Origin of the sequence: Malonomonas rubra DSM 5091 (assembly GCF_900142125.1) — a bacterium.
In the GTDB taxonomy this organism is placed as follows: domain Bacteria; phylum Desulfobacterota; class Desulfuromonadia; order Desulfuromonadales; family Geopsychrobacteraceae; genus Malonomonas; species Malonomonas rubra.
Genome location: NZ_FQZT01000005.1, coordinates 123,860 through 150,043, shown reverse-complemented (window position 1 = coordinate 150,043; position 26,184 = coordinate 123,860). Strand labels below are relative to the sequence as shown.

Genomic DNA, 26,184 nt, shown 5'->3' with positions numbered 1-26,184 from the left:
TTTTTTATAGCTTATCCTGAGCAAAATTGACACTTAAACTCGATTTTTCGGGGAGGCTATAATGTTAACTTTGAGTTTTTTCATTTTTTGTGCTGTTGCTTTTTTCCTGATCGGCTGCCTTCGGAGCAACAGCAGAAACAGCAGCATGCGCATGATCAACGCTGACTGGCTGGAGCAGGAAGAGAAGTTCAAGCTGATCTCCCGCTGGGGCGTGAAGTGGTAGATGTCTGAAGCGTCGGTTCTGCCAGACCAAAGGAACTCCCTTCGCTCACCCTTTAGCCACCATAGCAGAAAAAATCGGGGCGACTGATTCCAGTCACCCCGGTGATTCATGATTTTGCCTGCCGGATCACGGTGACGGTTTCACCGCCAATCCCCCAGTTATCAGTATCCAGCTCATCAATAGTCACGACAGTCGTTGCCGGATTCTTGCCCAGAACATCAACCAGAAGTTGCGTTGCTCCTTTGATCAAAGCTGCTTTCTGCTCTTTCGTTGCGCCTTCTTTGGTAATACGGAAATTAACATACGGCATGGTGCTCTCCTCTTAAGATGGGATTAAAAACGTCGGTCGAAGGCAATCAACGCCCCGCCGACTGCGACAAATCCTGCGGCTAACAGCAGCGGCAGTTCGAAGCCCTGCTGAATGTCGGCCAGCACTCCGGAAAACAGTGGCCCGAGCATCTGCCCAAGACTGAAACAGGTGGTGAGAACGGCAGCAGCCCTGCGGCTATCAGCAGGAAGCCGCCGGTTCCCTTCTGCCAGGGTCATGGCGACAACACCGAGAAAAGTGCCGCCGAAACTGACGGCAGCGAACAAGACGGTCGGGATTGAGGCTGCTTTTATACTGACCAGAATACCGGTCATCTGTAGACCATATGCCGCCAGCAAGGCGGACTTGTAGCCAAACCGTTTCGCCAGCAGCGGCCAGACGATGGTCGAAGGCAGTGCGGCAACACCGACAGCAACCCAGCTATAGGCAGCAAAGCTTTCCAGACCGGGGGTGGTGGCAATAATCGCAACAATAAAGGTGGCCGTTGTGATGTATCCGAGGCCCTGAAAAAAGTAGGCACTTGCCAGCAACCAGAGGCTTTTCAGCAAACCGCTCGTTTGTGGCGGTGAACCTGCCAGCGGAGTTGTATAGTGCTGCCGTCTGCCAATGCTGATGCCGAGCACGGCCAAAACTACTGCTAATGCTCCCGAACCAAGCCAGGAGATACTCCAGCCCCCGAGGCGGTCCAACTGAGGAACGATCAGCCCACTGATGGCGATGCCAGCCCCGATGCCACCATAGAGCGCACCCAGCCAGTGGCCGAAACCGCGACGGGACAAGGCTTCGGCAACTTCCGCGGAAATAACAATGAAAAGGATGGCACTGGCGACGCCACCCGCAAGTCGCATCGTCGACCACCAGAAAACCGACAGGGTCAAGCCCATGCAGAATGTCGTGGCAATACTGGTAAAAAGAGCCCCTGCAGTGATGATTTTGTTGCGCAGAAGTTGCGGCGAAAATGAGCAGAGCAACGCTCCGAGCAGGTAGCCAAGATAGTTGAGGGTCGCCAGCCCGCCCGCCAAGCTATTGCTGATGCCAAGATCGCGCTGCATCAAGGGCAAGATCGGTGTGTAGACGAAGCGGCCGATTCCCATCGCCACCACCATCCCGAGCATGCCACCGATCAGCACCTTCAGCGCGGCATAATTTCTCTGTGTATCATTTACTGACATAAAGACATGCTCCTCTATTCCTGAAAAATTCGCAAGATTCGGGGAAAAGATTGTCTGGCATGATTTATCATCAGCAAAAGCGTGAAAGTCGATGCTCTGGCTTTGATTCCACGCTTGAAAAACAAAAAAAACGGAGCTACAAGCGCAGCTCCGTTTCTTCATCAGCTATTTTTATAAATCCGTCTACAAATCCTTAGGTGAGCAAACATTCTCCGGCTTGGCCACCTTGACTCCGCAATTGGTGCAAGCAACATGAGGTGGTGCTTCAAACAGTTTGCGGACTTCTTCGTTCATTTCTTTCGCCTTCAACTCACAAACATGGAGATGATGCTGATCAGGATCGACGCAATTGTTATCGCTCATAAGTTCCTCCTTAAGGGATTAGCTTACCAATATAGTTACATATTATCGATTCAAGCGTCAATGTCAAGAGTCAAAGCTGAATCAGGTCTCCGTCAGAAACCGTTTCGAATTCCAGCTCATCAATTTTAGCCAGCATTTCTGGCCCCATGTGGGTCAGTAGCAGGCGTTTGCTGCACAGCGAATCCCGCTTCTGCAGCAACGTTTGATAATCGAGGTGCGAAGGCACCGGGTGCGCATAAGCGAAGCACTCGGTCAGCATAATCTCACTGCCTGCAGCCAGGTCGATCAGGCTGTCCACCCACTCGCTGTCTCCGGTATAAGCGATTTTTTTTCCGCCGACAGCCACCTGTAGTGCGAAAACATCAGCGCTGCTGCCATGCTTGACCGCATAGCTGCCAATCTCAAAACAGCCTTGAGTCAGAATCTCGCCCGGCTGCAATGTTTTGTAGACCAGCGGAAACGCAAAACCATCATCGACAGTTCCGGGATAGAGAGCATCAACAGCTGCCCTGACTTGCGATTCCAGCTTCGGTGGGCCGATCAGGGTCAAAGGCCGCTGACGCTGGCTGACGAACTTGGCTTCGAGCAGAAGAAAGGGAATACCTCCGAAATGGTCACCATGAAGATGGCTGATGACAATGGCATCGATCCCGGCCGGATCAAGACCGCAACGTTGCAGGCCGATCAGGCTGGAGCAACCGCAGTCAAGCAATAGCTGCTCCTGACCGTAATGCAAATGGTAGCAGCTATTAAGACGGCCGCCGCTGCCAAAGGCATCGCCGGTACCGACACAGCGAAGCTCGGCAGTTTTCATGACCGACCCGGTTGCGCCTTTGCCAGTTCTTCCTGAATCATCTGATCGAACGCTTGGCGACTGCGCTGCGGCAAACGTCGTCCGTTAACAAAAATGGTCGGTGTGCCACGCACCCCTATCCTGCGGCCTTCTTCCTGGTCGAGTTGCAGCCGCTGCTGTAAACGCGGGTCCTTGCGATCGGCAGCAAACTTGACCAAGTCAAGCCCGGCGTCTTTTGCCAGTTCGGTGAATTTCTTGCTGTTCAGCTTATTGTAGTTGGCAAATAACAGGTCATGATAGGGCCAGAACTTGCCTTGCTCCTGCGCTGCCATGGAAGCGATGGCCGCTGCCCTGGCGTTTTTATGCATGCCGAGAGGGAAGTGCTTGTAAACCAGCTTCACCTTGTCTTTGTAGGCGTTCACCACCTGCTTGATCAGGGGGACCGCCTTGGCGCAGTAAGGGCACTCGAAATCGTCGAACACGGCTATGGTGACAGGCGCATTTTCCGGCCCGAGGACCGGCGCATCTTTAGTAGAAATATGCACAACCGGCTCCAGTGCAGCCAGTATCAACTGTTTCTGATCAGCCATTTCAAGAACCAGCCGATTGCTCCCCTGCGGGGCGATCCCTGTGACGTCCGGGCCGGCATCGAAGGTTCCCATCAGGTCACCATTGCTTGAATACAGCGCGACCTCGCCCTTTTCATTCAGGACATAAATCCGTTGGCCATCAGCAGTCGAGACCACTTGTTTCGGAGTTTCAGCCAGACTCACAGTCCGCAGCATACGAACCTCGACCTCGTTTGCGGCCAATAGTGGTGAGGCGATAAAAAGAATGAAGAGAAACAGCAAGATCGCTTTGTGCATTGAAATCTACTCCTTTTGCCTGTGGCGAAAACAAAAAACCGCTCCTGTTCGGAGCGGCTCTTTTTGTTAGGAACGCATTTTCTGGATCAAAGCCAGATCAGCCAGGACCAAAGCTGCCATGCTTTCGACGATCGGTACCGCACGCGGCACCACGCAGGGATCATGGCGGCCTTTCGCAGCGAGGATGGTTTCATTCCCCTCGTAATCGACGGTCTTCTGCTCCTGGCCGATGGTCGCAGGCGGCTTGAAAGCGACGCGGAAATAGGCGTCTTCGCCGTTGGAGATACCCCCTTGCACGCCGCCGCTGCGGTTGCTGAGAGTTCCCAGTCGCTCGCCCTTCATCACGTAAGGGTCGTTATGCACAGAACCGCGCTGGCAAGTGCCGGCAAAACCGGAGCCGATCTCGAAACCTTTGGTCGCCGGAAGCGAAAGCATGGCGTGAGCCAGTTTGGCTTCCAGGCGGTCGAAAGCCGGTTCGCCAAGGCCGGCGGGCAGGTTGCGGCAAACGCAGGTGACAACTCCGCCGATCGAATCTTTATCGGCACGAGCGGCAACGATCTCTTCGGTCATTTTTTCTGCTGCGACTGCATCGGGGCAGCGGACATCACTGGCATCGACCTGCTCGCGGGTCACGGTTGCCATATCGATCTCGTCCGTCTGCTGCAGGCCGACCCCGCTGACCCAGGCAACAATTTCAATGCCGTACTGCTCTAACAGGAACTTCTCGGCAATCGCCCCGGCGGCAACCCGGCCGATCGTTTCCCGTGCACTGGAACGCCCCCCGCCGCTCGACGCGTGAATACCGTATTTGGCGCGGTAGGTGTAGTCAGCGTGAGACGGGCGTGGTATCTGGCTCATCGAGCCGTAATCACCGGGACGCTGGTCCTTGTTTTTCACCAGCATACCGATCGGGCTGCCAAGTGTCAGCCCGTTCTCGACACCGGAGAGGATCTGCACCTGATCAGCCTCGTTACGCTCGGTACCCAATTTGTTACCGCCCGGCCGGCGCCTGTCGAGCTGAACCTGGATATCGGCTTCGCTCAACTGCATGCGCGGTGGCACGCCATCAACCACGACACCAACACCGGCGCAATGGGACTCACCAAAGGTTGAAATCTTGAAAAAACGACCAAAACTGCTCGACATCGAATCGCCTCTTATCGCTGCAAAATGTTTGAAATAAAAGTTGAGTTTGAAACTCCGAATCTTAACAGAAAGAGGGCTTCACTGCTATGAAGATAAGTATCAAGACAGAAGAACATCGTTTCCGATAAACTCTGAAGTAATTTTTACCAGAAGTAAAAAACTTTATTGCAAATAAATTTTAGCTTGACCAAACAGAGCCAGAAACGGTATATATCCCTTCGGAGATGCTCGGAAAACAAACAAAAAATGCTTCTTGCAGCTCCGCTTTATGTCTCTCCAATTTGCGCCCTGTTGCCCGACGGGGCGCCATTTTTTTACCCGACACTTTTATACTCCCGTTTGAAAAACCCAGAACGATCGCTCAAAGAGGACAATTTCATTTCTTGCAGACGAGCAGACTTATGCTAGTATGATCGCCCACATAAAGGAGTTTTTATGGCTGACGTGTCAAAATTCATTTCAGGTGTCATCAACTTTCAGCAGCAACATTTTGGCGAGAACCCCAAGCTCGCCAGCGACCTGATTATCGGCCAGAAGCCTCAGGCGTTGCTGATTGGCTGCTGCGATTCGCGCGTTGATCCCGCCCTGCTGACAGGCTCTTCTCAGGGAGACCTGTTCATCCAGCGCAACATCGCCAACCTGGTGCCACCCTATTCGAAAAGCGATGATTTCCACGGTGTTTCCTCGGCGATCGAATATGCAGTCCGCCACCTAGAAGTTTCCGACATCATCGTCCTTGGCCATTCTCATTGCGGCGGGATAGGTGCCCTGCTTGACTCTGCGAAAGGCAAGAATGCGGGAGAATTCATCAGTAAATGGATCAGTATCGCCGATTCAGCCCGCGACAAGGTCATCGAAGAGATGTCCGATCTCCCTCCCGAAAAGCAGGCGCGCGCCTGTGAAAAGGAGGCGATTCTGGTTTCATTGAAAAACCTTACATCCTACCCCTGGATAAATGAACGGGTCGCCACGGGAAGACTCAGCCTGCACGGCTGGTATTACAACCTGAGCACAGGCCAGTTGCGCTACTACAATCAGCTGACCGGCGAATTTGAAATTTTAGTCAAACCTTACGAGGCAGAAAAAACGGCACAAGCAGCAAAACAAAAATAATGACTTAACCCAGCAATCTAGCTTTTTATCGGTTTCCAGGGAGTGATATATGCCGCTAGCCCCTCCTGCTGAAGAGTTGCTCGAGCTAACACCTCAGAACCTGATGGAAACCTATGGCCGCATGCGCAGCCTGACGGATCGGGCGAAATTCTCTGGAACACTGCCGGCTATCTGGCAGTGTTCCGATGAAAGCCAGTCGATCAAAAAAGCCCTGTTCGGCTATGTTTACAATTACCCTTCATTCAACCTGGGCCGGGTCGGTGCCCTGCTCGATCCCGCCCGGCTGGCGACAGCGGCACATCATGGCAGGGATCTGGTCATTTTTGGTGGCAGCCATATCGGCGCAGACGTAGCCTCCGGATACGGTTACATCAAAAGAGCAGATGACGAACAAGCCCCCTGTTGCGGAATGCTGGCTCGCATCTTGAGAGATTATCTCTCCGTCTACCGGCGGGCGACTCAACTGATAAAAATCTCTTCTCTCAACCAGCAGAAGCGCATTGAAATTCCCTACAAGTACTTGTTCAAGAAACCGATCAGTGAACAGGTCCGCATTCAGCTCGACCTCGGCTCGTTGACGGAAGGGGACGCGCTGGGAGAGGGCACCCTGGGAAAGATCTACCGATTACACCCTGCCATTATTGCGGCCAACCAGAGGGCGATGCAAAACCTGACAGAGACACCAGAGCCGATTGGCAACATGCTGAGTTCAACATGTTTCAGCTTCCGAAAACGGCTGGATCATGACAGCCATGAGCCGCAGAGCATGATCGAAGCATCCATTTACGATTTTATGCCCGATATTGTTACCTCACAGCTACCCCACCGCCGACTTTGCAACATCAATACATGGAGACAGTTTCATCAGCTTGCTTCTTTTATAACCGACGAATTTGAAGGGCAGGGCAGGAATATTTTTGTGCTGGCCGGGCTTACGGTTGACCAATCGATCCGCCACAACACATTTATTCCACAATTTGGATTCTGGATGGAAAACGGCAATGCGCTGGAAGCAAAATATTACGGACCGGATGAAATAAACCGGCTGCTCAGCGAACAGCCGGTTTATAAACCCCCGGTCACTTTTCTCGAATATGCCGGGCTCTAGTTTTCAGCAGCAAAATTGAGGGAGACGATCAGTTGATCTCAACGATCCGCCGTCGCTTGACACCGAGCAGGTAAGGTTGCTTGATCGCTTCGCCCATGGCGTCAAAACCGACCGTTCCGGAAACACCACGAAAGCCACGCAGAGCCGCAAGGCGCTGACGCAGATCATCCCGGTTGCGCACCGTGGCATCATCCATCCCCAGCAGCAGCATGTTGGCGGCATCAAAAGCCTGCGCACTGAGGATGGTCGGCTCTTCCTCGTACGCCTGCCGATAAAGCTCGACAAATCGCTGGACCTCCGGCTGGCTGCTGGCGCTGAAAAAGCCATCGACAAAGACCGCCTGATCGAGGAAGCGACCGGCGCGCTCGACCAGCTCGGGCGCGTTCCAGCCGTTGATACCGAGCAGGGTGACATCCTTGATACCGTAGAATTTCAGTTGCGGAGCAATCACGCTGATCCGCTCGGCGTAATCCGGCATAAAGAGGGCATGAAAAGGAGCCAGCGGGTACTCAAGCTCTTCGGGCTCTTTTTTATCTTCCTCTTTTTTCTCAATTGGCAAACCAAACTCATCGAACTCTGGCAGCTCTGGCTTCGGCGGAATATCGACCACGTAATCTTCCCACAGCAGCGACTGAATCTGTTTGCGGAAATCGGTGCCCTCTTCAGGGTAGCTGACGATATCGACAATCTCGCCACCAAAACGGCGCACCTCATCGACAAACAGGCGGGTCATTTCTTCCCCGAGGCGGTTTTCCGGGCGCAGCACGGAAAAAGAAATATGCTGGGTATCGATAGCATAACGGACCAGACTCTGTATCTGCTGTTCGGCAGTAAGCGAATCGCGGAAAACAAAATCACCCCGTTGCGGCAACCCCGCCCGCTGCGACAGGCTGATCAGCGGAACCATCTCCAGTTGAGCCCGCGTTGCAGCCTCTTCGGCTCCGGCCCCCAACAAAGGGCCGACGATCGCCATCACCTTGGCATCATCGGTCAGGCTGCTGACCAGCTGACTGGTGCTGACGCCTTCGACCGCCGTGTCGCGGTAAACCAGCCGCACCGGCAAGCGGGTACGATTATGCTCCCGGACCGCCAGTTCCAGGCCCCGTTTCACCAACTCACCGTAGGAAGCGTAACGCCCGCTGAGTGGCAGCAACACACCGATACTGTCACGGTTGAACCAGCTATCCATGCTGCTTCGCTGCAGGAGCATTTCTGCTTCCTGCCAATAAGGGAAGGTCACATCAGAAGCGAGGACCATCTGCAGAAGATGCGTCGCCTTTTGCTGCTGTTGCTGCCCAAGCGCACGCCGAGCCAACTGCAAGCGAGCATCCTGACCGATGGCGGTTCCTTGCCACATAAAGGCCGCCTCTTCCAGCTCGATATCACTCAAATGCCCTTGCAGCAAACGATGGGCACGCTCCAGCAGGCTGGCCTGGTTTTCTGCCAGAGGCAGAGCTTTCTGTATAAAGAACAGGGCATTCAGCGGCTGTTGCAGATTGACAGCAGCATCCGTTAGTGCCAGCAGCAGCAACTCGGTATCCTGAACTGAGAAAGACTGCCCCAACAGCGGGAGCAGCTGGGCTTGTCCGCCGGCGAAATCACCTGTCTGCACCAGGCAGTAGCCACGCAGGAGATCTGCTTCCGGGCTGCGCATAACAGCGGGAATCCGCTCCAGATAGAGCAGAGCGTCGGGATACCGTTTCTGTTCGATGAAAATTCGCCCGATCAGGGTGTAGGCTTGATTTGCTTTGGGATGTCCAGGATCGCGTTGAACCGAGGTGCGCAAGGTCGCCAGCGCACGCTCCTTGCTGCCGGAATGAAAAAGCTGCTGTCCACGCTCGAAGTCAGCGACGGCAGCAGCTGTCTCTTCAGCTGGCGCGAAAGTAAGGGAGTAAACCGGCAGAGCCGATGACAGGGCACAGAAAAGCAGCAGGCAGACGATCCGCTTCATTCGCAATCCATTCGTTTCTCTAGAGAGATAAAGGGCTAGTCGAACAATTCCTTCATCTTATCAAAGAATCCCCGCCCTTGGGGATGAATATCTTCACCGCTCTCGGCAGCGAACTCTTCCAGCAGTTCTTTCTGCCGCGCGTTCAGCTTGGTCGGCACCTCGACCCGCAGCACCACCAGCTGGTCTCCACGTCCATATCCCTGCAGAGAGACAATCCCTTTGCCGGAGAGTTTGAACACTTTCCCGGTCTGGGTTCCGGCTGGCACCTTGAGGGTGACTTTGCCTTCCAGGGTCGGCACTTCCAGGTCGCAACCGAGCGCTGCCTGGACAAAGGAGATCGGTACCTCACAAATGACATCCTGACCTTCGCGCTTGAAGATCGGGTGTTCTTCTACGCTGATAACAACGTAAAGGTCGCCGGGCGAACCGCCGTTGGCGCCCATCTCACCTTCGCCGGTCATCTTCAAGCGGGTACCGGTTTCAACCCCGGCCGGAACCTTGAGAGAAACAGTACGCTTCTGCTTCACCAGCCCGGTTCCGCGACAATCGGGGCAGGGATCGGTGATAATTTTACCCTCGCCACGACAATCGGGGCAGGGGCGGGTCATGGTGAAGAAGCCCTGCTGGTAGCGCACCTGTCCGGCACCACGGCAGGTGGAGCAAGTCTGAGCTTCGGTACCGGGCCGGGCACCGGAACCACCGCAGGTTTCACAGCGCTGTTTGCGCGGCAACTGCAGTTTCTTCTCCGCCCCGAAGGCTGCTTCCTCGAAATCGATGGTCAGATTATAACGCAGGTCGTCACCACGCTGCCCGCGGCCGCCACGACGCGAACCACCACCGAAGATATCACCGAAAATGTCACCGAAGATATCCTCGAAAGGCGTGCCGCCGAAGTCGAACCCGCCGCCGGAGAAGCCGCCACCACCATTCATTCCGGCATGGCCGAACTGATCATAGGTCGCCCGCTTCTGTGGATCGGAAAGAACTGCGTACGCCTCAGAGAGTTCCTTGAACTTGGCTTCTGCTTCTTTATCGCCCGGGTTCTTGTCAGGATGATACTTGATCGCCATCTTCCGATAGGCTTTTTTCATCTCGGCTTCGCTGGCGTTCTTGTTGACCCCGAGAACCTCGTAGTAGTCGCGTTTTGACAAAATCTTTATCCTGCGCAAAAAGAGAGCCGCCGACCGCTTCAAAGGGCCGGCGGCGCATCAAGCAATAATGCTTACTTCTTGTCTTTGTCGTCGACGTCTTCGAACTCGGCATCAACAACATCGTCATCAGCGCTGCCACTATCTGCAGCACCTTCGCCTTCGCCACCTTCAGCCTGTGCCTGAGCGTACATCATCTCGGCCAACTTATGCGACGCCTGAGCCAGGGTCTCACTCTTGGCTTTGATCTCATCCGGATCATCACCTTCCATGGCAGTCTTCAGCGCAGCCAGGGCGTCTTCGATCTGCTTCTTGGTGTCAGCGTCCAGCTTCTCGCTGTGTTCGGAGAGTGATTTCTCGGTGGTGTAAGCCAAGCCGTCAGCCTGGTTACGTGCCTCAATCAGCTCGCGCTTTTTCTTATCATCGCCGGCGTGAGCTTCAGCGTCCTTGACCATGCGATCGATCTCTTCATCGGAGAGGCCGGAGGATGCCGTGATCTGGATCGACTGCTCTTTACCGGTGCCGAGATCCTTGGCGCCGACGTGCAGGATACCGTTGGCGTCAATGTCGAAGGTAACCTCGATCTGAGGTACGCCGCGCGGAGCTGCCGGAATGCCGACCAGCTCGAAGTTGCCGATGGTCTTGTTGTCGGCGGCCATTTCGCGCTCACCTTGCAGGACGTGCACCGAAACCGCCGGCTGATTGTCGGCAGCGGTCGAGAACACCTGGCTCTTCTTGCAGGGAACGGTGGTGTTTTTCTCGATCAGCTTGGTCATGACGCCACCGAGGGTCTCGATACCGAGAGAGAGCGGGGTCACGTCGAGCAACAGCACGTCCTTGACGTCACCGGTCAAAACACCGCCCTGGATGGCAGCACCGATAGCGACAACCTCGTCCGGGTTAACACCTTTGCTCGGCTCCTTGCCGAAGATTTCCTTGACCTTGTTCTGAACAGCCGGCATGCGAGTCATACCACCAACCAGAATAACTTCGTTGATCTCGTTGGCAGCAAGGCCAGCATCTTTCATCGCGGTCTGGCAAGGAGCGACCAGGCGGGCGATCAGCTCGGAGCAGATGCTTTCCAGCTTGGCACGGGAGAGCTTGATGTTGAGGTGCTTCGGGCCGGAGGCGTCAGCGGTGATAAACGGCAGGTTGACGTCGGTCTCCATCGAGCTGGAGAGCTCGCACTTGGCCTTCTCAGCCGCTTCTTTCAGACGTTGCAACGCCATCTTGTCGCCACGCAGGTCGATACCCTGATCCTTCTTGAACTCGTCGGCAACGTAATCGATGATCTTCTGGTCGAAGTCCTCACCACCGAGGAAGGTATCACCGTTGGTCGACTTGACCTCGAAGACGCCATCGCCCAAATCGAGAATGGAAACGTCAAAGGTACCGCCACCGAGGTCAAAGACAGCGATGGTCATCTCGTCCTTCTTGTCGAGACCGTAAGCGAGGGACGCGGCGGTCGGCTCGTTGATGATACGCAGGACGTTGAGGCCGGAGATCTTACCGGCATCCTTGGTGGCCTGGCGCTGGGAGTCGTTAAAGTAAGCTGGAACGGTGATAACGGCATCGGTGACGGTTTCGCCGAGATAGTCCTCAGCGGTCTGCTTCATCTTCTGCAGAATCATCGCCGAAATTTCCGGGGAGCTGTACTGCTTGTCACGCGCTTCAACCCAGGCGTCGCCATTGTCAGCTTCGACAATCTTAAAAGGGCTGATCTCGATATCCTTCTGCACCGGCGGAGTATTAAACTTACGACCGATCAGGCGCTTGATGGCGAACAGGGTGTTCTCCGGGTTGGTCACGGCCTGACGTTTGGCCTGCTGGCCAACCAGACGCTCGCCGCTTTCAGCAAATGCAACCATCGACGGCGTGGTGCGCGAACCTTCCGAGTTGGCGATAACAACCGGCTCGCCACCTTCCATAACTGCGACACAGGAGTTGGTGGTCCCCAGGTCAATTCCGATAACTTTACCCATCTCTATATCCTCCTTGTTGGATACTTTAAATAAGCAGACTGGTTACTTTTCGTCTGTCTCTTCGTTGTTTTCTTCCGGCTCTTTCACTTCCGGCGCCTTGGCGACCATGACCATCGCCGGACGCAGCAGGCGATCGTTCAATTGATAGCCCTTCTGCATCTGCTGAGCGACGCTGTTGGCCGGGTACTCTTCGGATTCCATCTGCCCCATCGCCTGATGCAGGTTGGGATCAAATGGCTGTCCGAGGGATTCCACCGGCTTGACACCGAAACGATCGAGCACCTGGCTGAACTGGGTCAGGGTCATCTGCACCCCTTCCAGCAGACCGGCACCGGTTTCACCCATTTCAGATTGCTCTGCGTGCTCAATGGCCCGCTCAAGGTTATCGATAACCGGCAGGATTTCGCGCAGGATATTTTCATTGGCAAACTTGGCCAGCTCTTCCTTTTCGCGCTGGGTCCGTTTGCGCAGATTCTCCATGTCAGCCAGGGTGCGCAGATACTGTTCCTGGTGCGCCTTGGCTTCGCTGCGTGCCTTATCCACCTCGGCCAGCAGCTGCTCTTCTGGCGAGAGCTCTGCCTCTTCAGTTTCAGCAGCAATCTCTTCCTGCTCCGCCTGCTCTGTGTTTTCGACTGTGTCCGGTTCTTCTTGCGGTGCTTTTTTACCCACCTTCAACTCCTTGTTAACGACTTACTCTATCTCCCGCTCCAGAATCCGACTGACCATCTGGGCGGTAAAATCAACAATCGGGATAACCTGTGAATACGACATGCGCATCGGGCCGATGACACCAAGGGTGCCGATCGCGCCTTTCTGATTGGAGAAGGTCGACGTCACCAGACTGCAACCTTCCAACTCGGTCAACTGGCTCTGGCTGCCGATAAAAATCTGCACGCCAGCGGCAGCCTGACCGCGATCGAGCAGATCGATCAACGTTTTCTTGCTCTCCAGCGCCTGAATGATCCGCTTCATCTTCTCCGGCGTTGAGAACTCCGGCTGTTCCAACATCAGCGAAGTCCCGGAGACATAAACCAAGTCGTCCGCTTCTTCCTGTAATGCTTTGCTCGACAGGCTCAGCGCCTGACGCCGCAGCTGGTCGAAACGACTTCGCTCATCTTTGAGCTCACTGGAAATTTTTTCCCGGACATCATGAATGTTCAGGCCGGTCAGTTCGTGGTTGAGATAATTATTGATCTGCTCCAGCTCGCGCTGACTCAGATCGTCCGGACATTCAATCACCTTGTTCTGCACCAGCCCGGTTTCGGAAACATAAATCACCAGCAGACGACCGTGCGACAAGCGGATGAATTCGATCTGCCGGAACACCGTTGAGGCAAACTTTGGCGCCATCACCAGCCCGGTATAGTTCGACAGCCCGGACATAACCCGCCCCACTTCCTGCATGACATCTTCCATCTTCATGCCCTGGAAGCGGTAACTTTTCAGCAGTTTCCGTTCCTCGTCCTTGCTCAGGTGGCGCACCTTCAGCAGCGAGTCGATATAGTAGTGAAAGCCTTTTTCCGTTGGGATCCGCCCGGCCGAAGTGTGCGGCGAACAGAGAAAGCCCATGTCCTCCAGATCCGACATGACGTTACGCACCGACGCAGGCGACAGGTTGAAACTGTGCCGCTTGGTGATCGCCCGACTGCCCACTGGTTCGGCCGAGGCAATATAATCCTCGACAATCGCTTCCAGAATATTTTGGCTGCGCTCATTCAGCTCTTCAGCCATAACCCTCACTCCGAAAAAAAAGCGCCATCAGGAAGATGGCTGCCTCGCCAAGCTGTTAGCACTCATCAAAGAAGAGTGCTAACGACACACACTATCAATGGCCTAGAGGTTTGTCAAGTCGGAATAGCGGGGAAAGAGCAGGCAAAAATGGGCAAAAAAGCGGGCAGAAAACTGAACCTCGTAAATGGGATATCAAAGAAAAGCAGAGATCAGGTGATCGTAAATCAACCAGCCTTGCAGATCGAAGCGAAATCGATCCTCTTGCAGCCGCAAGCAGCCTTCGTTTTTCTCCAACGCCGAAGCGAAGACAGCGTCAACAGTCGTGCCGAAACGTTGCTGGAATTCTGCCCGGCATACACCACTAGCCGTACGCAGCCCCAAGTAGACATATTCAGCCATGGCCGCATCTCGATCAAACGTCTCCAGCAGCTCCAGTGGCAAGCCGCCCGACTTCAGCCTGCGGCAGTAATTGCTCAAAGAGGGCGGATTCAGCCATCTTTCTCCATAGCCATCAGCGATGAAGCTATGCGCCCCACAACCAGCAGCGAGGCAGGTTCGCCGCTGCCAGTAGGCCTGGTTATGCTGACAGCGATATCCGTGGCGGGCAAAATTGGAGATCTCGTAGTGTTCGAAACCAGCCTCGTTCAGCAGACGATCAATCAACAGGTAGCTGTCTGCATAGAACTGATCATCCGGCTCACTGACAACCCCCTGCTGCAATCTCTGCTGCAGCGGCGTGCCCGGTTCGAAGCTGAGACCGTAAAGCGCCAGATGCTCCGGCTGCATGGCCAGCAATCCGGCAACATCAGCTTCCAGTTGCAGCAAATCCTGGTTCGTCAGGGCGAAAATCAGATCAAGGCTGAGATTGTCAAAGCCGGCTTGGCGGGCAGCAGTAACAGCCTGGCGCGCCTGTGACGCTGAATGAATACGGCCGAGTTGGTGCAACTGATGATCATCCAGCGTCTGCACGCCGAGAGAGAGACGATTCACCCCCGCCTGCCGGTACCCTCTCAGCTTGTCGTAATCAACGGTCCCTGGATTGGCCTCCAGTGATATCTCACAGGACGCAGCCAAGCCGAAGGCCGCTTCCAGCCGGCGCAGAATCGAACCGACTTGCTGCGACGACAATAACGAAGGCGTACCGCCTCCGAAAAAAATCGTCTCAAGAGGGCCACGGCCCGGCCACTTATGGGCCAGCAGGTCGACTTCTAGCAGCAACAGGTCGACATAATCCTGCAACTCTTTCTGGCTACCGAGTGGCTGCGAGTAGAAATCGCAGTAATCACATTTGCTCTGGCAAAAAGGGATATGCAGGTAAAAGCTGCTCATACGCAAAAAGGGCGGAGCCGAAGCTCCGCCCTTTCTCCTTTAACAGAAACGAACGATCAATGGAAATATTTGGCGTTGATAAACAGGTGCGCGACGATACTGGCGGCATAACCGAGTGCGATCGCCCAGGCCCACTTGAGGTGGTTACCGAAGGTGTAGATACCGCGTGCGGTTCCCATCAGCGCGACACCGGCCGCCGAACCGATCGACAGCATGCTACCGCCAACCCCGGCGGTCAGGGTAACCAACAACCACTGCCCGTGGCTCATCACCGGATCCATGGTCAGAACGGCAAACATGACCGGGATATTGTCAACGATCGCCGAGAGGATACCAACCAGGACGTTAGCCGTGGTTGGTCCGAGGTCGTGATACATAAACGCCGAGGTCGCCGCCAGATAACCGAACTGGCCAAGACCACCAACGCAGAGAATAACGCCGTAGAAGAACAGCAGGGTATCCCACTCGGCACGGGCAATTTTGCGGAACAGGTCGAAGCCGGGACCATGGCCATGAACAGGGTGGTCCTCAGGTATTTCACAATGCTGATCCGGGTTGTGGCCGGTCATATCGAGCGGCTGGTCACCAGTACCCAGTCGGTGTTCGGTCTTCTTCAACCAGTAGCTGAAGAAACCAAGATAGCCCAGACCGAGCATCATGCCGGTTGCTGGCGGCAAATGGAGAAAGTTATGGAAGGAAACAGCTGTTGTAATAGTGCAAAGGAACAGGACGATGATCCGTTTGGCACCCAGCTTCATCTTGATAGCGACTTCCATCGCCTCCGGGCGCTCTTTCTTGATCGCCAGAGACATAATCGCGGCCGGAATCAGCCAGTTGATCAACGACGGGATAAAGATGGCGAAGAACTCAACAAACTCAACTTTCCCCTTCTGCCAGACCATCAACGTGGTAATATCGCCGAACGGCGAGAACGCACCACCGGCATTGGCGGCAACAACAATATTGATACAGGCAACGACCATAAACTTGGTATTGCTACCACCGACCGCCATCGCCACCGCGCCCATCAAAAGAGCAGTGGTCAGGTTATCGGCCAGCGGAGAGATGAAGAAAGAGAGGACGCCGGTCACCCAGAAGATGGTCCGCAAGGTGAAGCCACGGCTGACCAGCCAGCCGCGCAGAGCCTGGAAAACATTCCGCTCGTCCATGGCGTTGATGTAGGTCATCGCTGCCAGCAGGAACAGGAACAGCTCAGCATACTCGATCAGGTTGTGCTTGATCGCGTCGTGCGGGGTGTGGGTGTCGCCGATCCCAGCATAGGCGATGGCAACCAGCACCCAGATAACACCGGCGGCAAAAATAACCGGTTTGCTCTTGCGCATATGCAGCTGTTCTTCGAAAATAACCATCGTGTAGGCAGCAACAAACAGAATCAGGGCAAAGATACCGAGTCCGGTGCTGGTCATGTCGACGCCGGGACCACTGGCGAACGCAGGAGTCGCAGCCAGCAACAATGCAGGGAGAAAGAGTAGATTCTTCAACGGGTCACCTTCTTTTTTGTGAGAGTCGTTCCTGCAGAGCTGCCGACAACCGGCAAATCTGCAAACAAAAATTATAGCGTTACATTTGAGTTATAAATTAAAAGAAAATGATTTTTACCATTTCTGGCAATTGGGTGTCAAGCAAAACAGGAACAGATTGCAACAACAACAAAACACTGAATCCTATTATAATAGTTAAGTTTTTTACTAATAAAATACATGTCTTTATTCAAAACGATAACGTTGTTCTATATTTAAAGAGGTCCGTTTATGAGTAAATCGATTCGTGCTGCCGCCATCCAGTTCAACATTTCTCTCGGCTACATCGACGCCAACCTCGACACCGCTTTTGCCGCGTTACAACGCATCGCCAAGCAGGGAGCAAAACTGGCTGTCCTGCCCGAAATGTGGAGCTGCGGATACGACTATCGCAACCTCGCCCAACTGGCGGAAGAGACCCCGCGCGTGCTTTCTGAAATGCAGGAAGAGTGCCGCAAACTTAATCTGGTCACTGTTGGTAGCCTGCCGGAGCTTGACAACGGCACGATCTACAACACGGCATACGTTATCGATAAAGGCGAACTGGTCGGCAGCTACCGCAAACTGCACCTCTTCTCCACCATGCGCGAAGACCAGTTTCTCGGCCCTGGCAATCAGGCAATTGTGGCGGAAACTTCCATAGGACGGCTGGGAATCGCCATCTGTTACGACCTACGCTTTCCCGAACTGTTCCGCAAACTGGCTCTGGAAGGAGCAGAGATCATCTGCCTTCCTGCCGAATGGCCGAAACCGCGCCAGGAACACTGGAAAACCCTGCTGCGGGCCCGCGCCATCGAAAACCAGCTCTTCGTCATCGCTGCCAACTGCTGTGGCGTGCAGGGCAAACTCGACTTCTTCGGCCTCAGCCAGCTGATCTCACCGCTCGGCAATATCCTGAAGATCGCTGAAGAAGAGAACGCCGAACTGGTTGCCGATTTCGACTTCAGCGAGATGGAAAGCTACCGCAAGCAGATCAATATTCTCGCTGACCGCCGCGCCGACATTTATGGCACTCCGTAATGGAGTGCCTATTTTAAAATCATTCCGAATGTTTCCAGGTGTTCATACAGCTTCTCCCCATCGATCGGCTTCACCAGGTAGGCTTCGCACTGCGACTTGAACGCCTCCATGATGTTCTTTTTGTCGTTCAATGAGGAGATCATGATCACTTTCGCCGCGTCATCACCGTGCAAGCCCTCGATATCTTCCAGCGCACGAATTTCTTTGAGAACATGCTGACCGTCGATATCGGGCATCATAATGTCAAGGCAGATCAGGTCGAATCGATCGCCCAGCATCAACGCCTCAGAGAAAGCGTCGATTGCCTCTTTTCCGGTCGACACAACCCGGGTCTCGCCATGCTCCATCAGCAGCTTCTGCAAAATCAATTGACTGGTGAACTCATCATCCACGATCAGAGCTTTCATTCTTCACTCCCAGTAAAAATCAGAAGATGGCCTCTACAGCCTCTTCAGTAGCTCCCGCAATCGGGCAAACTCTCGCTGCAGATCAACCAGCAGATCGGCAGCTGTCAGCAGGTCTTGCGCTTCGCCCGCCTTCTCCAACAGAGAGGCAACAGCTTTCACTGCAGGTGCACTGATATTGGCTGCCGCCCCTTTAATAGCATGCGCCTGGTTCCGCACCAGTGGCGCATCCTTCTGTGCCAGCCCCTGCTCCAGCGAGGCGATCCGTTTCGGCAGGTCTTCGAGGGCCCCGGCCAAAATTATTTCTACCAGATCTTCATCACCCAGCAAACGATCAAGCAACTCCTTGCGGTCAAAGACCTCAGCCCCGCTCGTCGGCGAAGGCACCTCCTGTGGCTCCGAGGAAAGCGGATTTTCTGGCAACCAGCGCCGCAGTGCCTCGGCAAGGGCGTGGGGATCAATCGGCTTGGCGACATGATCATTCATCCCCGCAGCCAGGCATTTTTCCCGATCTCCCTGCAGTGCGTTTGCAGTCAGGGCAATAACCGGAACCTGCGGATTTTTCACCGGCGAATCAGTGGCCCGGATCGCCCGGGTCGCCTGGTAACCGTCCATAACTGGCATCTGGCAATCCATCAGCACCAGGTCATAATCCTGCTTTTGTAACTTGAGCAAAGCGGCTTCGCCGTTTTCTGCCAGATCGGCCTGCAGGCCGAGTTTTTTCAACAACCCCATAGCAACCTTCTGGTTAACCATGTTGTCTTCAACAAGCAGCAACCGTCTTGTGCCCACGGAAGCCACCTCCAGGCCATCCACCCGCGAACGCTCCTCGGATCCCGCTGCTTTTTGACCAAGGCAAAACAAACGCAGCTTATCGAACAGCAGCTGATGCCGCACCGGACGACGCAAACAAGCCGACACACAGGGATAACGCTGCAACAGCTCAGCCTCGGCCCCATCCCAGGGCACCAGCAGAAGCAGTGGCAGAGAGGTCGCCTCCAGCCATTGTTTAAGCTGCGTCCTCAACTCGGGGGATGCCGATTCAAGTTCGCGGCTATCAAGCAGTAAAGCATCCCAGGAACCCGCGCTATTCTCCGGCAGAACCGCCAGTCCGGAAACCTCATCAAAAGAGATCTTTGCCCGTTCCAGCAGGCTGCAAACTCGACGACGACTGGACAGGTAAGGATTGATCAGCAACAGGCGCAAGTTGGAGAGAGCTGCACAACTCTCATCGTCCACCCCGCTGCCCAGCTCGAACGTCAGTGTCGCCCAAAAAGTCGACCCGGCTCCTTCCTCGCTCTGGACGCCGAGCCGGCCCCCCATCAACTCTGCCAGTTTTCGCGTGATCGATAATCCCAGTCCGGTGCCGCCAAGCGCCCGCTGGCTGCTACCGTCGGCCTGTACAAATGGATCAAAAATTTGCGCCTGCTGATCCAGCGAAAGGCCGATACCGGTATCGCACACAGAAATTTTCAGCTCAACCGCTTTTTCGCCCTGGCGTTCCAGATCTACGCTGACGACAACTTCACCCGCATGAGTGAACTTGATCGCATTACCGGTCAGGTTGATCAGAATCTGCCGCAGCCGTCCGGAATCACCGATCAACTGCAACGGAACATGCGGCTCGATCATGTAGCAAAACTCGATCCCTTTCGCGGCGGCCTGCATCGCCAGCGGCTCACAGGTCTCTTCCAGCAAGCGGCAGAGGTCGAACTCCTGCAGATCGAGCTCCAGTTTACCCGCCTCGATCTTGGAAAAATCGAGAATATCGTTGATGATGTCGAGCAGGGCAACGGCGCTGTTCTGGATCGTCTGGGCATAATTATTCTGATCGCCATTCAGTGGGCTGTCGAGCAGCAGGTTCGCCATGCCGATAACCCCGTTCATCGGCGTGCGGATTTCGTGGCTCATATTGGCAAGAAATTCACTTTTTGCCTGACTCGCGGCCTCTGCCTGGATTTTTGCTTTTTCCAGCTCGGCGGTGCGCTGACTGACCAGTTCCTCCAGATGCTGGCGATGCTGCATCAGCTCACGCTCAGAGGTTTCCAGCTTGGCCACATTCTCCTGCAGGTCACGGTTGACATCCCCCAGCTGGTGGTTCAAAGCACAGCTTTCCAATGTTTCAGAGCAGGACACCAGGACGATGGTCAGCAACATCGACAACGAATCGGACAGTTCTGGCTGTGCCTGCTCCAGCAGGCCAACGAACATGCCACGTGCTCCCGTCGAGCTGACCAGCGGATGCAGAAGCAGCTGCCCACTACCATCAGCAGTGTCGACAATTGAAGCCTGACTGCGTTGCAAGGCCCAGGCAAAGCGCTGATTTTCAATCAGCTGATCAACCTCTTCCGCTAAAAGATCATTCTTCTGCTCCGGCCGGCTATATTTCGGGACGAAGCTGAAACTGGCTTCGTCCAACAGCCAGAAACTGAGCGCCTGAAAGCCGATCAGGGTTTCCAGCTTGTCGGCTGTTTCGCGCATAATATCCTGCGGATCGTCCAATACCTTTCCGCCCGACTCGAAATGCCCGAGACTGGCCGCCATCTGCAGAGCATTAACGGCAAAGCGTCGTTCCTCAGTCAGGAAACGAACCTGCTCTTCCAACTCTGCATATGTTGCTTTGGACGTATCCTTTGCCATAGCTAGTCTTCGTCCGCCCCCAGGAACAAGGTCACGACATCCTCGATCTGACTCTCAGCCTGGCTGAAAATCTGTGGCAGCACATCAGCCGAGATGCCAAGTGCGGCCCAGGCTCTCGGCTGCAACGGCGAGATCATGACGCACCCGCATTCGGATTGGCCCACAAAGTGAACTTTGGCCAGAATATCGGCCAGGTGGATCATGCAACAGCCCAGGCCGTAACGCCCTGCGCCCGGCAGATGATGAAATCGGATCATCTCTTCCAGCGCCTTGGTGAAACGCCACTCCTGGCAGAGCAGCCCACCGACTTCCGTGTGGTCGTAACCAAGGATTCGTCTCTCGGCAGTCACCAGGGCTTCCTGTCCCAAGCGGGCCTGTTTGATCACTTCCGCATAAGCTTGGGGAATCTGTTTAAGCATCACCATGCGACCGATATCATGCAGCAAACCACCAATAAACATCTGTTCGCTGGAAACACCGACCTTGTGCCCGGCTAACAACCGCGCAAAAACGCCACAGGCAATCGAGTGCCGCCAGAAACCTTCCATGCTCATCAAGTTCGATGGAATATCTTTAAAGGCGTTAACCACTGAGATGCCGAGAGCCATGGTGGTCAGTTCGCTGGTGCCGATCAGGGTGACGGCGCGGGCAATTGAATCGATTCGCGAAGGGAATCCGTAGAAAGCACTGTTGACCAGTTTCAACATTCGGCTGGAAAGGCTGGTGTCTTTGCTGACCATCTCGGCAAGATCGGACGCGGAACTGCGCGGCGAATTCATCACTTCGACAATCTGGGCATAAACATCGGGCAGAGACGCCAACTCGATTTTGCCGCGCAGTAACGTCTCCGGTTGCTTCGGTTGCCGCTGCCAGAAATCGGCCGCTAACTCTGAAGGTTCCTGGATTTCCGCCTCAAGCCAGGGCAGCACCGGCAGATCTTTCCCCTTGGCCAGCGAGCGGGCAAGACTCTTTGCAGCGATCTGCTGTAGCTGGGCGATTGCTTCCTGCTTCGGATCGGTGCTGGCAAAGAAGGGGTGTAGATAATCCAGCGCTTGTGCGCGCAGCTCTTCCGACGCTTCAGAGTCCGCTGCAACGTCTTCGAACTCTGTCCCCTCCAGCACAACATCAACCTCTGCCACCCCCCAGGCTTTCAAGGTTTTTAAATGGTTGTCCTGCAATTCCACCCCGGCTGGCAGCAGCATACGACCACCGCTCCCTTTCAGGTCGCTGGCGAGGACCATTCCCGCAGCCAGATTATCAATCGAGACTATTGCCATAAGAAATATGTTTTCCCCTGCCAGAGCAGGCTTTTTTCAGGGTTTTGCCTGTCTTGATCAGGCAGCAGAGCATAGTTTCTTAGAATAGTCCAATCATATGCCCTTGTCAAACCAGTTGCTTGGCGAAAACATGGTAAATCAGGCTACTCTCGAACGAAAAAAGAGATTTACTAAATACGAATTTATTGAAACGAAAAGTTGAACGGGACAGCTACTCGGTGGAATCAAGCATTGTTTCTGCTTCCGGCATCAGTCGACAGGCACGGATCGCCACCAGCATCAGCAGCAGCAGACAAACCAGCATCCAGGTTGGACCGAACCACTGGGCAACCAACCCCGCCAAACCACTGGCAACTGCCAGCAGGCCGATGGTGCTGTTGCTGAATGCCGTATAGGTTGCCCGTTCGTCCTGCGGAACAGCATCGACAAGGTAGGTTTTACGCCCCAACCTGACTCCTGATTCGGCCAGGCCGATAAGAACAAAAACCAGCAGGTAGGCAGCGTAGCGCAGAGGGTAGAAAGGAATGATCGTCAGCAGCAGCGCAAGAAAAGTAGCTGCAGCGGCAATCTGTACTGAACGTAGCATCACCTGCCGACTGGTGCTGTCGGCCATTTTACCCCAAAAAGGACTGCTGATCAGTTGGGAAAAACCGACGGCGACAACCAGCATGCCGACATCCTGCACCTTCAACTGCAACTGTTGCCCGGCGTGCAAAACAAAGAAAGGGGTCGCCAATTCGACAGTCAGCAGCAGCCCGCGGGCGGTTAGAAATCGACGGAAACCGGGGTATTGACGATAAAAACCGATGCCTTCGCGCGCCTCGGCAATAGCGTTGCGCCCACCGCTGACAGCTCCCGGCGTTTCGCGGATCAGGCCGAAGCACAAAGCCGCCAGGGCCCAGAGCAGGGCAGCGAAAAACAGCAGGTACAGAACCGGCGTGAGCCCCTGCGCATCACCCTGCACACGGTTGAGCATAAACCCGGCCAGAGTCGTCAGGATACCGCCGATAAAAGCGCGTTGAGCGAGCAGCTTGCCGCGATGACCTTTACCAACGGTTTTGCCGAGAACATCCTGAAAAGCAACCGAAGCTGTTCCGCTGGCACTGCTGAAGACGACCAGCAATAGGAGCAAGCTGATACCGGCAGCGGTTGGTGAAAACCAGAGCGCCGCCGGAATCATCAGTAGCAGACAAAGCATCTGCACCAAGCCGGAGCCGACCCAGACCCACTTACGCACCGCTAGACGGCGAATCTGCCCGGCCACCACCATCTGCGGCAGGAGCGAGAAGCTTTGCTTGATCGGCAGCAGAAAACCGAACATCCAGACCGGAGCACCGAGTATCTGGAACAGCCAGGGCAAGATCAGGTTCGGCCCGGCAATCTGTTCCGCCAGCTTCGAAGCAGCACCGTTACAGACGTTGGCACGCAGGTTCCAGCTTACCTCTTTGCAGGCTTCCGCTGGAATCGAGCTGCAGGCCCGGTCGAGATTGTCGTCGCCTGAGAGGACCCCAAGCAGGTTTTTTTTCAATGCCTTGATCATTTTTTAATCCGCCAGCGGTTGCGCGCTTTCCCGGTACTGCACCGGCACCTGTTGCAAGCTGTCAGCAAACTGCAGCACGCCCGACTTATCAACATAAAGGTAACGTTGCGGCTTTGTCGTTTGCTGGGCAGGCCTGGTATTCTGCTCGATCACCTGTTCGATCGATTCAGCTTTTAACGGCGTGCTTTTTTCCGGCAGGACAAGATCCAGCAGGCGGCTGCGAAAATCGACATAAAAGGTTTGCGCCGGTTTGAGTCCCGGATAATCGAGGGGCACCCGCAGCAGAAACTGGTCGAAAGCAACCACCGCAATCAGAAAAAAAAGCATCCAGCCAAAGAGTTTCAGCAACTTGAACATCTCATCTCCAAACCGAATCAACCCGGCAAGTGTACTCCTGCCAATGGACAAACTCAACACCCGGCTAACGGTTGCACTTTTTCACCTCAATGTGCAAGAATACGAAACTTTGAATATATTACCTCCAAGGAGCTCAAAATGAGTGCAACAGATTACGACGTCATTATCATCGGCGGCGGTCCAGCAGGCATGACCGCAGGACTGTACGCCTCTCGCGCCATGCTGAAATCGCTGATGCTGGAAAAGATGATCATGGGCGGGCAGATGATGACCACGACGCTGGTCGAAAACTGGCCCGGTTATCCCGGCGGCATCGAGGGTCCTGAGCTGATGATGAAATTCCAGGAGCATTGTGTCGAATTCGGTCTTGAAACCGGCTACGGTGCAGTGGAAAAAATCATCGACAACGGTGATCATAAGACCCTGATCGTCGACGGCGAGGAAAAAACCTGCAAGGCCGTCATCGTTGCCACCGGCGTTATCCCGCGCAAGCTCGGCCTGAATAACGAACAAGGTCTGGTCGGCCGCGGCGTTTCTTACTGTGCCACCTGCGACGGTGCTTTCTTCCGCGACCTGCCGATTGCCGTTATCGGCGGCGGCGACACTGCCGCCGAAGAAGCCCTGTTCCTGACCCGTTTCGCCAGCAAGGTCTACATGGTGCACCGGCGCGACGAGTTGCGTGCCACCAAGATTCTACGCACACGGATCGAAGAGAACGAAAAGATCGAGATGGTCTGGGATTCTGTCGTCGAAGAGTTGAAATCGGATGACGGCGGCCTGTCCGCTGCTGTGCTGCGTAATGTCAAAACCGACGAGAGCAAAGAGATCGAAATCAAGGGCATGTTCGTCGCCATCGGCGTCACCCCGACCACTGGTTTTGTCAAAGACCTTCTCGACCTCACCGAAGATGGCTACATCAAGTCGGGCGAGGACACCCAGACCAACGTGCCGGGGATCTACGCCGCCGGCGATTGCCGCACCACGGTGCTGAAGCAGGTGTCCACTGCTGTCGGCGATGGCGCCGTCGCTGCGATTATGGCAGAAAAACATATTGACGATCTGGCGCACCAATAGCGCAAGAACATGCTATGCTAAACATTAAAAATTGATGCAAAGGGCTCGCTTTGAGCCCTTTCATCTGTTCAGGAGGGGGACAGATGTTAGCACGAGTCACGTCCGGTGCCTTGATCGGTATCGACGCCTACCCGGTCGAGGTAGAGGTCGATATCGCCCAGGGACTGCCGCAATTTTCTACCGTCGGGTTGCCGGAAGGCGCGGTCAAAGAGAGTAAAGACCGCGTCAAATCGGCGATCAAAAATTCCGGTTACGATTTTCCCGCCCGCCGCATTACCATCAACCTGGCTCCAGCCGATATCCGCAAAGACGGTGCCGCATTCGATCTTCCCATCGCAGTCGGCCTGCTCAGTGCCTGCGGGCTGATCGATGAAGAGCAGCTCGATCGTTTTATCCTGCTCGGTGAGCTCTCGCTTGATGGCCGTGTGAAACCGGTGCGTGGCGTCCTGCCGATCGCTGTCGCCGCTCGCAATTGGAATGATCGAGCCCTGATTCTGCCTGCCGGCAACGCGGCTGAAGGGGCTGTGGTCAACGGTCCACCAGTTTACGCTGTGCAGGATCTGGGTGAAGTCGTCGCTCTGCTCAACGGCGAAAAGCAACTGCCACCCTATAGTTGCGACGAGCAGAAAAGCTGTGAAACCCCGACCGATTGTGAAGATTTTGCCGAAGTGCGCGGCCAGGAACATGTCAAACGCGCATTGGAGGTTGCAGCTGCTGGTGCTCACAACGTCCTGTTAAGCGGCCCTCCCGGTTGTGGCAAAACCATGCTCGCCCGCCGCCTGCCATCGATTCTGCCCCAGCTCTCCTTCGAGGAAGCCCTGGAAACAACAAAGGTTCACTCGGTCGCCGGGCTGTTAGGCCGCAGTCACGGGCTGGTCGACCAGCGGCCCTATCGCAGCCCACACCACACCATTTCTGATGCGGGACTGATCGGGGGGGGCAGCTGTCGGTTTCAATAGTTAATGCTACAACACAATAGTTCTTGCTACAGGTTTCAGAAGTTAGTGCTACAACCTATACATCTCTCCTGCTATTCCCCCAAATTGAAAAGAAAGCAAAATGAACTGCTTCAAGAGAC

The 26,184-nt window shown here is 54.8% G+C and carries 24 protein-coding genes; 6 read left to right on the top strand and 18 right to left on the bottom strand.

Annotated elements, in window-relative coordinates:
* The first annotated feature begins 61 nt into the window (after nucleotides 1-61).
* Entirely contained in the window at nucleotides 62-223 is a 162-nt protein-coding gene (locus tag BUB13_RS18940; RefSeq protein ID WP_153305038.1) for a hypothetical protein, read from the top strand.
* Nucleotides 224-329: 106 nt separating this feature from the next.
* Here the strand turns inward: BUB13_RS18940 and BUB13_RS08770 are convergent, their stop codons facing one another.
* From BUB13_RS08770 to aroC, 6 genes are all read right to left on the bottom strand, one after another.
* The gene (locus BUB13_RS08770) at nucleotides 330-533 is read right to left on the bottom strand and encodes a 2-hydroxymuconate tautomerase family protein (RefSeq protein WP_072907993.1); all 204 of its coding nucleotides are present in this window, start codon (nucleotides 531-533) and stop codon (nucleotides 330-332) included.
* A gap of 23 nt (nucleotides 534-556) precedes the next feature.
* The gene (locus BUB13_RS08765) at nucleotides 557-1,723 is read right to left on the bottom strand and encodes a YbfB/YjiJ family MFS transporter (protein WP_072907991.1); all 1,167 of its coding nucleotides are present in this window, start codon (nucleotides 1,721-1,723) and stop codon (nucleotides 557-559) included.
* Nucleotides 1,724-1,906: 183 nt separating this feature from the next.
* Nucleotides 1,907-2,086: a hypothetical protein gene (locus tag BUB13_RS08760; protein WP_072907989.1), complete on the bottom strand. Its 180-nt coding sequence runs from the start codon at nucleotides 2,084-2,086 to the stop codon at nucleotides 1,907-1,909.
* Between the two features lie 70 nt (nucleotides 2,087-2,156).
* Entirely contained in the window at nucleotides 2,157-2,900 is a 744-nt protein-coding gene (locus tag BUB13_RS08755; RefSeq protein WP_072907987.1) for an MBL fold metallo-hydrolase, read from the bottom strand.
* Nucleotides 2,897-3,745, bottom strand: coding sequence for a DsbA family protein (locus BUB13_RS08750; protein WP_072907985.1), 849 nt, complete (start codon nucleotides 3,743-3,745; stop codon nucleotides 2,897-2,899). The genes BUB13_RS08755 and BUB13_RS08750 overlap by 4 nt, the downstream gene beginning before the upstream one ends.
* Nucleotides 3,746-3,811: 66 nt before the next feature.
* Nucleotides 3,812-4,891, bottom strand: a complete 1,080-nt coding sequence (aroC, locus tag BUB13_RS08745) for a chorismate synthase (RefSeq protein WP_072907971.1) — start codon at nucleotides 4,889-4,891, stop codon at nucleotides 3,812-3,814.
* 435 nt (nucleotides 4,892-5,326) lie between these two features.
* Here aroC and BUB13_RS08740 point away from each other — a divergent pair, with 435 nt between their 5' ends.
* Together BUB13_RS08740 and BUB13_RS08735 are read left to right on the top strand one after the other, a co-directional pair.
* The gene (locus BUB13_RS08740) at nucleotides 5,327-6,004 is read left to right on the top strand and encodes a carbonic anhydrase (RefSeq protein ID WP_072907969.1); all 678 of its coding nucleotides are present in this window, start codon (nucleotides 5,327-5,329) and stop codon (nucleotides 6,002-6,004) included.
* A 49-nt stretch (nucleotides 6,005-6,053) separates the two neighbouring features.
* Nucleotides 6,054-7,112, top strand: coding sequence for a hypothetical protein (locus BUB13_RS08735; protein WP_072907967.1), 1,059 nt, complete (start codon nucleotides 6,054-6,056; stop codon nucleotides 7,110-7,112).
* A 28-nt stretch (nucleotides 7,113-7,140) separates the two neighbouring features.
* Here BUB13_RS08735 and BUB13_RS08730 read toward each other — a convergent pair whose 3' ends face one another.
* From BUB13_RS08730 to nhaD, 7 genes are all read right to left on the bottom strand, one after another.
* Nucleotides 7,141-9,063: a penicillin-binding protein activator gene (locus tag BUB13_RS08730; protein ID WP_072907965.1), complete on the bottom strand. Its 1,923-nt coding sequence runs from the start codon at nucleotides 9,061-9,063 to the stop codon at nucleotides 7,141-7,143.
* 35 nt (nucleotides 9,064-9,098) lie between these two features.
* Nucleotides 9,099-10,214 (bottom strand): molecular chaperone DnaJ, encoded by a 1,116-nt coding sequence (gene dnaJ, locus BUB13_RS08725; RefSeq protein WP_072907963.1) that lies wholly within the window; start codon nucleotides 10,212-10,214, stop codon nucleotides 9,099-9,101.
* 71 nt (nucleotides 10,215-10,285) lie between these two features.
* A complete protein-coding gene (gene dnaK, locus BUB13_RS08720; protein WP_072907961.1) occupies nucleotides 10,286-12,193 on the bottom strand; it encodes a molecular chaperone DnaK in 1,908 nt (635 codons plus the stop codon).
* A 42-nt stretch (nucleotides 12,194-12,235) separates the two neighbouring features.
* On the bottom strand, nucleotides 12,236-12,862 hold the full coding sequence (grpE, locus tag BUB13_RS08715) for a nucleotide exchange factor GrpE (protein WP_072907959.1): 627 nt from the start codon (nucleotides 12,860-12,862) through the stop codon (nucleotides 12,236-12,238).
* A gap of 21 nt (nucleotides 12,863-12,883) precedes the next feature.
* Nucleotides 12,884-13,924 (bottom strand): heat-inducible transcriptional repressor HrcA, encoded by a 1,041-nt coding sequence (gene hrcA, locus BUB13_RS08710; RefSeq protein WP_072907957.1) that lies wholly within the window; start codon nucleotides 13,922-13,924, stop codon nucleotides 12,884-12,886.
* Between the two features lie 192 nt (nucleotides 13,925-14,116).
* Entirely contained in the window at nucleotides 14,117-15,253 is a 1,137-nt protein-coding gene (gene hemW / locus BUB13_RS08705; protein WP_072907955.1) for a radical SAM family heme chaperone HemW, read from the bottom strand.
* Between the two features lie 56 nt (nucleotides 15,254-15,309).
* A complete protein-coding gene (nhaD, locus tag BUB13_RS08700) occupies nucleotides 15,310-16,755 on the bottom strand; it encodes a sodium:proton antiporter NhaD (RefSeq protein ID WP_072907953.1) in 1,446 nt (481 codons plus the stop codon).
* A 270-nt stretch (nucleotides 16,756-17,025) separates the two neighbouring features.
* Between nhaD and BUB13_RS08695 the strand changes: the two genes are divergently transcribed.
* On the top strand, nucleotides 17,026-17,814 hold the full coding sequence (locus BUB13_RS08695; RefSeq protein WP_072907951.1) for a carbon-nitrogen family hydrolase: 789 nt from the start codon (nucleotides 17,026-17,028) through the stop codon (nucleotides 17,812-17,814).
* An 8-nt stretch (nucleotides 17,815-17,822) separates the two neighbouring features.
* Here the strand turns inward: BUB13_RS08695 and BUB13_RS08690 are convergent, their stop codons facing one another.
* From BUB13_RS08690 to BUB13_RS08670, 5 genes are all read right to left on the bottom strand, one after another.
* The gene (locus tag BUB13_RS08690) at nucleotides 17,823-18,221 is read right to left on the bottom strand and encodes a response regulator (RefSeq protein ID WP_072907949.1); all 399 of its coding nucleotides are present in this window, start codon (nucleotides 18,219-18,221) and stop codon (nucleotides 17,823-17,825) included.
* Between the two features lie 33 nt (nucleotides 18,222-18,254).
* Complete coding sequence (locus BUB13_RS08685; RefSeq protein WP_072907947.1) at nucleotides 18,255-20,858, bottom strand: ATP-binding protein; 2,604 nt, start codon at nucleotides 20,856-20,858, stop codon at nucleotides 18,255-18,257.
* Nucleotides 20,859-20,860: 2 nt separating this feature from the next.
* A complete protein-coding gene (locus BUB13_RS08680; protein ID WP_072907945.1) occupies nucleotides 20,861-22,135 on the bottom strand; it encodes an HDOD domain-containing protein in 1,275 nt (424 codons plus the stop codon).
* 211 nt (nucleotides 22,136-22,346) lie between these two features.
* Entirely contained in the window at nucleotides 22,347-23,675 is a 1,329-nt protein-coding gene (locus BUB13_RS08675) for an MFS transporter (RefSeq protein ID WP_072907943.1), read from the bottom strand.
* 3 nt (nucleotides 23,676-23,678) lie between these two features.
* A complete protein-coding gene (locus tag BUB13_RS08670) occupies nucleotides 23,679-24,032 on the bottom strand; it encodes a hypothetical protein (protein WP_072907941.1) in 354 nt (117 codons plus the stop codon).
* A 138-nt stretch (nucleotides 24,033-24,170) separates the two neighbouring features.
* Here BUB13_RS08670 and trxB point away from each other — a divergent pair, with 138 nt between their 5' ends.
* Both trxB and BUB13_RS08660 read left to right on the top strand, forming a co-directional pair.
* Complete coding sequence (trxB, locus tag BUB13_RS08665; protein ID WP_072907939.1) at nucleotides 24,171-25,106, top strand: thioredoxin-disulfide reductase; 936 nt, start codon at nucleotides 24,171-24,173, stop codon at nucleotides 25,104-25,106.
* Nucleotides 25,107-25,189: 83 nt separating this feature from the next.
* The gene (locus BUB13_RS08660) at nucleotides 25,190-26,065 is read left to right on the top strand and encodes a YifB family Mg chelatase-like AAA ATPase (RefSeq protein ID WP_072907936.1); all 876 of its coding nucleotides are present in this window, start codon (nucleotides 25,190-25,192) and stop codon (nucleotides 26,063-26,065) included.
* Nucleotides 26,066-26,184 lie beyond the last annotated feature (119 nt).